We start from the raw sequence: 9507 nt of genomic DNA on the forward strand, positions 1-9507 counted from the left end.
GCCTACGTCCTTACAGAAAATGATGTAGAGTCTACATTCTCCACCACTACCACACAAGGTGTCAATGTTGTAATACTGAGAATAAGCGAGAAAACGGGAGAAAACATTACTTTATAGTGGGAGGTACAGAACATGAAGTGGATGGAAGAAGAGCTTGCGAAATTGACTGATGCATCGCTAGAGCGCATCCTGCGCGAGAGCGACACCGTTTCAGATCGCCTTGGCTATGTGCGGCGCGGAGAACGAGTGCTGTTAAATCTGGCATCCAATGATTATCTAGGGCTTGCACAGCATCCCGCCATTACTGAGGCGATTCGCGAGCAGCTTCTTATAGGCGGAGCAGGCTCAGGCGCTTCGCGCCTTGTAACCGGCAACCGGCCGCTGAATGGCCGCCTTGAGGAAGAGCTGGCTGCTTGGCAGAACAGTGAGGCTGCACTTGTATTTGCAAACGGCTATATGGCTAATTCAAGTGTAATAAGCGCACTCGTTGGACGAGGCGATGTCGTTTTCAGTGATCAGTTCAACCATGCGAGCATTGTGGACGGCATTGTCATGAGCCGAGCCGAGCATGCTAGATACCGCCATAACGATATGGAGCATCTGAAGGCATTGCTGAACAAGCACCGTGACAAACGGCGTAAGCTGATTGTTACAGATGCCGTTTTTTCCATGGATGGCGATCTGGCACCCTTGCAGGAGCTAGCTTCGCTCAAAAGAGAGCATGGTGCGATGCTGATGGTAGACGAGGCGCATAGCGGGGGAATTTACGGAGCGCGCGGCGAGGGGTTATGCCATGAGCTGGGTTTGCAAAATGAGGTGGATGTACATATGGGTACATTCAGCAAGGCGTTTGGCGTATACGGCGCGTATGTTTGCGGCAGTCGAACTTTAATCCGCTGGCTGATCAACAAGGCAAGGTCGTTGATTTATTCAACGGCGCTGCCCCCGTCGCTCATCGCAGGTATTTCAACCGCACTCGACTTGGTGCAGGCCGAGCATTGGCGGCGTGAACATCTTCATGCGGCGTGCAGGCTGTTCCGCTCCTCGCTTTGTGCTGCCGGCTTTAGCGTCGGCTCCGGGGACACGCCTATCATTCCGCTGATCGTCGGCGATAACGCAGTGGCACTTCGTTTCAGTGAAGCGCTCGAAGTTGAAGGAATCGCCGCTGTAGCGATTCGTCCGCCAACCGTTCCAATCGGAACCGCGCGCATTCGTTTCTCCTTATCGGCAGCGCATGCTGAGCATGAATTGGTCGATGCGGCCATGCGCATTCGCCGGATCGGATTGCAGCTGGGGGTGCTGAGTCCATGACAGAATTGGCTGATTATCCGTTGAATGATTCTGCCCTATTTGACAGACCTGGCACCGGCATGAAGCAAAGCACGATCCTATGGCTGTCGGGATGGAGCATTTCGAATACAGTCTTCGACCGGTTTCATGCGTGTTTACCGGAATTTCATCATATCGCTGTAGATTACAGCAAGGCAGATACGCCAGAAGAGATGCTGGAGCTGATCGATTCGGCTGCAGAAGCCTCCGGAAGTCCGCTATTGATAGCAGGCTGGTCGCTTGGCGCATTATTGGCACTTAGACTTGCTTCAAGAAGGTACGCAGACGGTCTCTTGCTGCTCGCAGGAACAGCCCGGTTTACCCGTTCAAGAGAAGAGAAGACTAGGGGATGGTCGGATGCTTATATGAGGCAGATGATTAGAAGCCTTCAGAATGACCGATTTGAAGTAGAGTTGAAATTTCGGCAGATCATGTTTACGGATTCGGAACGGGAAGCTGGCTTGCCTGACAGTCTTCCGTCGATAGGTGGCTGGACAACCTCTGCTCTTATCGCGGGACTTGAGCTTTTACGTCATGAGGAGAGCTTAACTCTACTTTCACAGATGACATGCCCTGTTTTATTAATTCATGGCACCGAGGATAAGATTTGTCCATACGGCGCTGCCGGGGAGTTGATGTCCCTATTGCCAAGCGCTGAGCTGCTAACATTAACCGACTGCGGCCATGTACCGTTTATTGGAAGGGAAGCGGGCATAGCCGTCGAGCTAAGGAGATGGTGGCATGAGCAACAGAAAACAAATGATCAAACGACATTTTAATCGCAGCGCAGCCGGTACTTATGATCAGCATGCAAACGTGCAGCGCTTAATGGCGGATCGACTTGCCCAAACGCTTCAAAAGCATGCTCACCCAGAAGAACCCCCCGCGCTTCGAATACTTGAAGTAGGCTGCGGAACCGGAACGCTGACCGAAATGTTGGCTAACAAATGGTCAAGCTCCATGATTACCGCACTTGACTTGGCACCGGAGATGCTAAAAGCAGCTGAGCATCGTCTCCGTTTAGGTTCTGGACGAGCGCGCGTTCGTTTTTTGCATGCAGATGTCGAGGAGTGGGTGTCCGAGGCTCCATCAGGCTCATTTGATTTGATCGTCGCTAACGCATGCTTTCAATGGTTGAGCGAGCCGAGCAAGACGCTGCGCAAGCTGCAAGGCCTGCTTCGTTCAGAAGGCTTGCTGGTGTTTACAACGTTCGGGCCGGAAACGTTTTGCGAGCTGCATGAATCATTTAATGCCGTTTATAATGCCAACGGAAAAGTCCCGCAGCGTCACGGGCTTTCGTTCCAATCCGCTTCCGAGTGGAGGGGCATGCTGGCTGAAGCGGGCTTCTCAACCATTCAAGCTGAATGCTCGACTCAAATCGAAATATTTGCTTCTGTAAGAGAGTTTCTGCACTCTGTAAAAGCGGTAGGAGCCAGCGCTTCAGAAGCTGCCGATAAACGCTACTTCGGCTCAAGAAGCCTGTTCACGAACATGTACATGGAGTATGAGAAGAGGTTCAGCCTGCCAGAAGGCATCGCTGCAACATACGAGCTTTTATTATTCCAAGCGCAAGCTGCAAAATAAATGGGGTTTCTCTGCATAATAACTCCATCTATAAGGCAATATAAGGATTGTTGTACATTCTTCTACATTGAAAGGAGCTAACGAAAAATGAGCGATTCGATTGGCGGACAAGACACGAGAGAGCAGATTGTCGCAGTGCAAAAAAACGGAGACGGTGACCTGACTGCGTTCAAAACGACAAACGGTCGCGTGCTTGATTATGCAACGGCGCTTCAGGAAGTCCAAGCCGGAAATATTTCGGGCGTTAACGCTTTCAAGGGCAGAGATGGCGATACGTATATCCGCGGTGATGCCGACGGCGATCCGACGAACAATTTGGACCAGCTGCCTACCTTTTAGGGCAATTAGTTAATGCTCTTAAATAAACCGACAAACCAGCATGATTAGCCTAGATCGTCCATGGGACTAAGGCTCTAAAAGGAAAGGCGCCGCATAAGGAATATGCAGGCGCCTTTCTTATGTCTACTCTACCGTGTATTGCTTATGCTGCTCGACAATTCGCATATGGCCGGTATGGCCCTCAAATTGCTCTATAGCGTCTCCGTAGTGCATGAGCCATGTTTTTCTTTGGATTTCTTCCGGAAGGCTTAGAAGCTCCTCCAAGCAGGCGTGAACGACTCCTGGCGCTTCAAGCTGGCAATCATGATAAATCGTGGTGACGCCTTCATCAACCAATTGTTGAAGCAGCGACGGATCAAATCGCATATCGGCAGAATAGAAGAAGCTATTGTTAAATAGAAAGGAATAGCTGGGCTTATTCGGAATATGCTTCGTTTGAATGAGCTTGACCGTTAAGCCGGGATGAAGCTCAATTTCTATATTCGGCTTGAGTGGACGAACCTCAAAGAAGTGCTCCAGCTTATCTAGCGGCTCCTGCGTTAGCCCGCCGCGAAGAGTATGTTCCCAAAGCGGTTCAATTAGTGATTCGGCAATGAAAAGTACCGGCTTGCGATTATATTTGAACATCATCTGAAAAGCGTACTCCTCCAAGCCGCCAACATGATCTCCATGAATGTGACTAATCAATACCGCATCAAGCTCAGAGAAGGAATATCCCTGCTGATGCAGCGCTTTGGGAAGAGTAATACCGCAATCAACAAGCAGTCGAAAGCCGTCTGATTCAATAATGGCATTGTTGTTATCGTATTTTTTCGCAAAAGCGCTTCCTGTTCCAATCATCTTTATGTTCATGATAAAACCTCCTCAGCATTCCACATAAGTACTGTACCAAAAATTGTGTATCCCTGACAATTGCAGATGCACATTCGCCCTTCCCTACATACAATGCTAAAGCGAAACGTATAGTGGAGGCGAACGAAGGATGAGCAAAGGAAAAGGTAAAGTAGCGAAGAAAAAACAGCCGGCAAGCGATCGCAAGCATTATAATTACAAGCTGGTGCTATCGGACACTTGTGCGGTGTGCAAGACGCCGTGCGCAAGGGGAATGAGCTATTTGGCAAGGATGAGACAGCCCGGCACACTAGGGAAGGGCGTACCTTGCATACTAACGAGAACGTTTGGGTAATAGCATCATTTCATTTCGGTATTTCCCAGGCAAGCGCATGTTTCAACAGCGTTTGACAATACTGGTCGAATTATGCTTAGGGGTGCAAATAGATTTGTCCAAAGCGCAACTTTGGTGATGCAAGCGAGTATAACCATACATCCAGCTATCGGATGGAGGGCTTACATCTATGAAACTCACAAAAGTTGCTATTCTGCTGCTGTTGCTATCGGTTTGGGGCGGAACCATGCTGTTCGCAGATTCTGCAACACAGAAGGTTCGCGTCATCATTAATGGCAATGAGCAGGATGACGGTGGTTTAGTCACAGACAGCAAAACCTATTTGCCGCTTCGTCAATTAGCCACATCAATGCAAGCGATCGTTGAATGGGATAATCAAAGCAAACGAGCAGCCGTGTATAAGCCAAATGTGCATATGTTTCTTTTCCAAAACAATGCGGTATTCGGAAATGTATCCAAGGGCTATCAAGCGAAGTTCAAAGTGTTTGCTCAGATCGATAATTTGAAGACGGATATCGTCGCTGTGAAAGTCTCGATCTTTGACCCATATGGTAAAGAGAAAGTAATTCAAACGGAAGCCGTAACAACGAACAAGGACAATTTTTGGTTTGCAACAGATGAAATTGATTATAAGTTTGAAGCTAGCGGAAAATATCCGATTCGTTTCTTTGTCAAGCTGCAAGGTTCGGATGAATGGACGCCTGTCTCTGAAAAATTAATTTCTTCCCAATAATGCATAGGCAAAGCCAAAGCGCTCCTCTACTGCGAGGGGCGTCTTTGTTTGACCGTAGATAGAGTGTCATGTTACTATACGATAGTCTGTAAACATTATTGAAATGGGGTAATATCATGAGCGAGCATCAGCATGGAGATGATTGCGGCTGTGGTCAAGATCACGAGCATGAAGAGCATGTCTTTATCGTGACTGACGACGAGGGCCAGGAACGCGAGATGGTCATGGTTTATACGTTTGAATCCGAAAACAATGTGTACGCAGTATTGCTGGATCGCAACGATCCGGAAGCAGACGGCGTCATTTTCCGTATTGAAGAAGAAAACGATGAGTCCTTCCTTGTTGGCATCGAAGACGATGCCGAGTGGGATCGCGTAACGGCGATCTACGAGGAAATTGCACGTACGGAGAGCGAAGGGAACTAGTTCCGGGTCGCCATCTTACGAGCTTGCAGCATACAAAAAATCCGCGAGCGCCGCTTGCGGATTTTTTGTGTGCGCCTGATTATTTGCGCGGATTATAATAAATCGTTCGGCCATTGAACATGGTCAGCTCTGCTTGCAGCTGCTTGGCGATATATTTGCACAGCTCATTTGCTTTCGCCTTGTCGCCGTGGGTAGATTCGTCGGGAAGAACGACCTGCACGCAGGGTACGACTTTGCCAGACACGGTCTCTGTTTCGCTTGGGCCAAATATAATATGCTTATAAAGAGGATTAATACCCTTCAAATAAAACCAACGTTCATCCTGCTTTGATTCGATCGTATAAGGGAATGCTGCTTCGGCGTAATCCCAATCTAACTGTAAGCCGGTTAGCTTCGTTTGCTCTTGGTAATGCAGGAGCTGGCTTTGCACTTCCTCTAATGTCAGCTTCTCCACGGATGATCCTTGCACAAATTTTATGTAAGCGCTTTGACTCATCGTATCTCACCTCTGCAAACATCATAGCATGCAAGAAATCGGTTGACAATAAGTGGCATTCCGGAAAAATGGAGCGAAAAAAAACCGACCCTCGAAGCATTGTTGTGCTTCATTAAGTCGGTTTACAAGCTTTAATTATGAAATAGCCGTTTCTTCAACGATTACTTTCACATATTCGATGCTGCGATCCTCAGGTCCTTTGACCGGCAGGCCGACTTGGACGTGATCAACGATATAATCGATATTTTTTTGCGTTATAACCTCGCCCGGCAGCAGAATCGGGATGCCCGGCGGGTATACGTAGATAAATTCCGCAATAATTCGGCCCGCTGATTCCTTGAATGGCAGCACTTCCGTCTGACCGTAGAAAGCATCGCGCGGCGATAAGGAAAGCTGCGGGATATCTGGGATTTTGACAACTAATTCACGTGCTTCAGCACCATCATGGAACCGCTCTGACAGGCCGCGAAGCGCAATTAATAATTTTGATACGGAATCAGAGGTATCTCCAGGCGTAACTAAGCAAAGAATGTTATACATGTCGCTCATTTCAATTTCCACATTATAGTTGTCGCGAAGCCAGTTTTCCGTCTCGTAGCCGGTAATGCCAAGGTGACGGACATGAATGGAAACTTTAGTCGGATCGTAATCATAGGTAGCCTCATCACCGAGAATTTCTTCTCCGAAGCAATGCAGACCTGGAATCTCATTGATTTCCTTACGGGCAAGCTGGGCAAGCTCAATCGCGCGCTCAGCGATAGCATGTCCGTTCAAAGCAAGATTGCGTCTCGACGAATCCAGCGATGCCAGCAAGATGTAGGATGTCGACGTTGTCGTCAGCATACTGATTACAGTCTGAATGCGATGCGGGTTGACTCTACCCTTGCGGACATTGAGCACCGAGCTTTGTGTCATGGAGCCGCCGAGCTTATGAACGCTAGTCGCAGCCATATCCGCGCCAGCTTGCATAGCGGACATTGGCAGCTTCTCATGGAAATGAATGAGCACGCCATGCGCCTCGTCCACGAGGACAGGGATGTCGAAGGAATGAACAAGATCGACAATCTCTTTGAGGTTGGCGCATATGCCAAAGTAAGTCGGGTTGATGACAAGCACGGCTTTGGCATCAGGGTGGCGCTCGAGCGCTTTGCGGACGGATCGAGTCGTGATGCCGTGGTCGATACCAAGATTATTGTCACGCGCAGGCGAGATGAATACAGGTCTAGCGCCTGCAAAAATAATGGCAGCCATAATGGATTTGTGCACATTGCGAGGAACGATAATTTTGTCCCCAGGCGCGCATACCGATAAGATCATGGTTATAATTGCGCCGCTTGTTCCTTGCACAGAGAAATAAGTATAGTCCGATCCGAAGGCGTCAGCAGCCAGCTTCTGCGCTTCTTCAATAACGCCTGTCGGTTGATGCAGGTCATCAAGCGGTGCTATATTGATTAAATCGATCGACAACGCGTTATCGCCGATAAATTCGCGAAATTCCGAGTCGCTGCCCAATCCTTTTTTGTGTCCGGGAATATGAAACTGAACGGGATCCTGCTCCGCATGTCGGCGAAGCGCGGTGAAGAGCGGGGTTTTATTGTGATCCATCGCTATCATCCCTGCCTTTCATTAAGAGGTAACAAACAAAGTTGAGTATAGCAAATACAGGGGGGATTGCAAGCTACATTTTTTTAATAATTTGTGAGTCTGTCTTATTTGTTCTTCAATTGTTCATACATGATGGATAAAAGGATATGGTAACATAGGTTGGTGGAGGGGTTGCAGCATGAAAGATAAACGAATGCTTATTGTAATGGCTATTCTAATGACAACATTTATAGGATTCGGCATTATCATTCCGGTTATGCCTGAAATTATCCAAGCAGCGGATCCAAGCAAAGCAGAATTACATACGGGACGGATGCTGGCTATTTATTCTGCTGTTTCGTTCATTCTATCACCTTTCTGGGGGAGCTTGTCCGACCGTATTGGCAGACGGCCAATTATTTTAGTCGGCGTTCTTGGATTTGCTGCGAGCTTTTTGCTGTTTGGGCTGTCCTCCGGCAATTTGACGCTTATGTATCTTTCGCGTGTGCTTGGCGGCTTGTTCTCGGGTGCAGTTGCTTCCGTTATCGTTGCGTATGTCGCAGACATAACGCCGCCGGAGGAGCGGACAAAGGGAATGGGGCTCGTCGGCATGTCGATCGGCCTTGGCTTTACGATAGGACCGGGCGTTGGCGGTTTGCTCAGCGTGGTCACGCTAGAAACCCCTTTTTACGCAGCATCGGCCTTGGCGCTCATTACCTTCGCGCTTGCCGCGGCGAAGCTGAAGGAATCACTTGCGCCAGAACAACGGAGAAGCAAGTCGGAGAAGCGGGTATCGCGCCTTGCGGCTTTTACTGGACCGCTTAAATATTTGTACGTATTGGCGTTCTTCGTAACGTTCACGCTCGCGGGAATGGAAGCAACGCTGCAGTTTTTTGGAATGCGGCGGTTTGACGTCACTCCGCTGCAGGTCGGCATATTATTTTTTGTATGCGGGTTTGTCGGTGCGCTTGTGCAAGGGGGCATTGTACGCAGGCTTATCAAGAAAGGCGAGGAGCCCAAATATATCGCTTTAGGGCTCATCATTTCAGCTATTGGTTTTTTCCTATTGCTCGCCGCACATTCCTTATGGTGGGCTACGATGTCGCTTGCTGTATTTGGAATCGGCAACTCCTTGATCCGGCCGTGCGTTACGTCGCTCATTACGCAGAAGACGACTGTCGGTACGGGTGTTGCATCCGGTCTAAGCTCGTCCATGGATAGCTTAGGCCGTATAGCAGGGCCGCTGCTAGGCTCCTTCTTCTTCACGATTGAAATGGGACTTCCTTATTTGCTTGGCGGCATATTGTGCTTGGCAGCTCTGCTCCTGCTGCTTCGCTTCCGCCAATTGGACAAGATCAGCTTTCCGGAAAGCGCGGCAGATACGGCTAAATAACAAATAAAGTTGCTGTCTCAAACGTACTAAACTCGCTAGAGAAATAGGTTGCTTTTGAACAAAAATTGAAAGAAAAGATGGCGGTGCAGGGACTATTCCTGTACCGCCATCTTTCTATTTTGAGCTTTTGCAGCCAAATGGAATAACTTCCACAAACATCGATTGCAACTAATCAGGCATGTGGGCGGTGGTGGAAATGAGAGCTTCAGCGGACAGTGATTCCTTTATTTTACTAATTCAACGATTATTGTGGCGTTCGCGGACTCAGGTTCCGCCATCACTCGGAAAACCCCATTTTAACCTCGTTTAAATGGAGATAAAATTCCTGTAGGTGCTAAGAAATGGCCTTTGAATGAAAAGGAGCGCCTCTGGTACGATAGGGTTGCACGGGGTCAAAGCCCTTATTACCTATCATCCAAGGAGGACGCTCTACTATGA

Annotated in this window: 11 protein-coding genes; 8 read left to right on the forward strand and 3 right to left on the reverse strand. The window is 48.6% G+C overall.

Annotated elements, in window-relative coordinates; genetic code table 11:
• Nucleotides 1-132: 132 nt before the first annotated feature.
• The 4 genes from bioF to AC2TDN_RS26085 all read left to right on the forward strand — a co-directional run bounded on the left by bioF (nt 133) and on the right by AC2TDN_RS26085 (nt 3252).
• The gene (bioF, locus tag AC2TDN_RS26070; RefSeq protein ID WP_484690680.1) at nt 133-1311 is read left to right on the forward strand and encodes an 8-amino-7-oxononanoate synthase; all 1179 of its coding nucleotides are present in this window, start codon (nt 133-135) and stop codon (nt 1309-1311) included.
• Nucleotides 1308-2108 (forward strand): alpha/beta fold hydrolase, encoded by an 801-nt coding sequence (locus tag AC2TDN_RS26075; protein WP_484690681.1) that lies wholly within the window; start codon nt 1308-1310, stop codon nt 2106-2108. Before bioF ends, AC2TDN_RS26075 begins: the two co-directional genes overlap by 4 nt.
• Nucleotides 2071-2913 carry a malonyl-ACP O-methyltransferase BioC gene (bioC, locus tag AC2TDN_RS26080; RefSeq protein ID WP_484690682.1) on the forward strand — a complete coding sequence of 281 codons (843 nt, stop codon included), beginning with the start codon at nt 2071-2073 and terminating at the stop codon, nt 2911-2913. Before AC2TDN_RS26075 ends, bioC begins: the two co-directional genes overlap by 38 nt.
• Nucleotides 2914-3000: 87 nt before the next feature.
• Nucleotides 3001-3252, forward strand: a complete 252-nt coding sequence (locus tag AC2TDN_RS26085) for a DUF3892 domain-containing protein (protein ID WP_484690683.1) — start codon at nt 3001-3003, stop codon at nt 3250-3252.
• A gap of 123 nt (nt 3253-3375) precedes the next feature.
• Here the strand turns inward: AC2TDN_RS26085 and AC2TDN_RS26090 are convergent, their stop codons facing one another.
• Nucleotides 3376-4104 (reverse strand): MBL fold metallo-hydrolase, encoded by a 729-nt coding sequence (locus AC2TDN_RS26090; protein WP_484690684.1) that lies wholly within the window; start codon nt 4102-4104, stop codon nt 3376-3378.
• A 130-nt stretch (nt 4105-4234) separates the two neighbouring features.
• Here AC2TDN_RS26090 and AC2TDN_RS26095 point away from each other — a divergent pair, with 130 nt between their 5' ends.
• The 3 genes from AC2TDN_RS26095 to AC2TDN_RS26105 all read left to right on the forward strand — a co-directional run bounded on the left by AC2TDN_RS26095 (nt 4235) and on the right by AC2TDN_RS26105 (nt 5596).
• The gene (locus tag AC2TDN_RS26095; RefSeq protein ID WP_484690685.1) at nt 4235-4438 is read left to right on the forward strand and encodes a hypothetical protein; all 204 of its coding nucleotides are present in this window, start codon (nt 4235-4237) and stop codon (nt 4436-4438) included.
• Between the two features lie 169 nt (nt 4439-4607).
• Nucleotides 4608-5171, forward strand: a complete 564-nt coding sequence (locus tag AC2TDN_RS26100) for a stalk domain-containing protein (RefSeq protein WP_482066847.1) — start codon at nt 4608-4610, stop codon at nt 5169-5171.
• Between the two features lie 116 nt (nt 5172-5287).
• Nucleotides 5288-5596, forward strand: a complete 309-nt coding sequence (locus AC2TDN_RS26105; protein WP_169083213.1) for a DUF1292 domain-containing protein — start codon at nt 5288-5290, stop codon at nt 5594-5596.
• 79 nt (nt 5597-5675) lie between these two features.
• Here AC2TDN_RS26105 and AC2TDN_RS26110 read toward each other — a convergent pair whose 3' ends face one another.
• Both AC2TDN_RS26110 and AC2TDN_RS26115 read right to left on the reverse strand, forming a co-directional pair.
• On the reverse strand, nt 5676-6092 hold the full coding sequence (locus AC2TDN_RS26110; protein WP_484690686.1) for a DUF1885 family protein: 417 nt from the start codon (nt 6090-6092) through the stop codon (nt 5676-5678).
• Between the two features lie 135 nt (nt 6093-6227).
• Complete coding sequence (locus AC2TDN_RS26115; RefSeq protein ID WP_484690687.1) at nt 6228-7697, reverse strand: aminotransferase class I/II-fold pyridoxal phosphate-dependent enzyme; 1470 nt, start codon at nt 7695-7697, stop codon at nt 6228-6230.
• A 178-nt stretch (nt 7698-7875) separates the two neighbouring features.
• Between AC2TDN_RS26115 and AC2TDN_RS26120 the strand changes: the two genes are divergently transcribed.
• The gene (locus AC2TDN_RS26120; RefSeq protein ID WP_484690688.1) at nt 7876-9069 is read left to right on the forward strand and encodes an MFS transporter; all 1194 of its coding nucleotides are present in this window, start codon (nt 7876-7878) and stop codon (nt 9067-9069) included.
• The last annotated feature ends 438 nt before the right edge of the window (nt 9070-9507 follow it).

Source organism: Paenibacillus sp. Y660 (genome assembly GCF_057221575.1).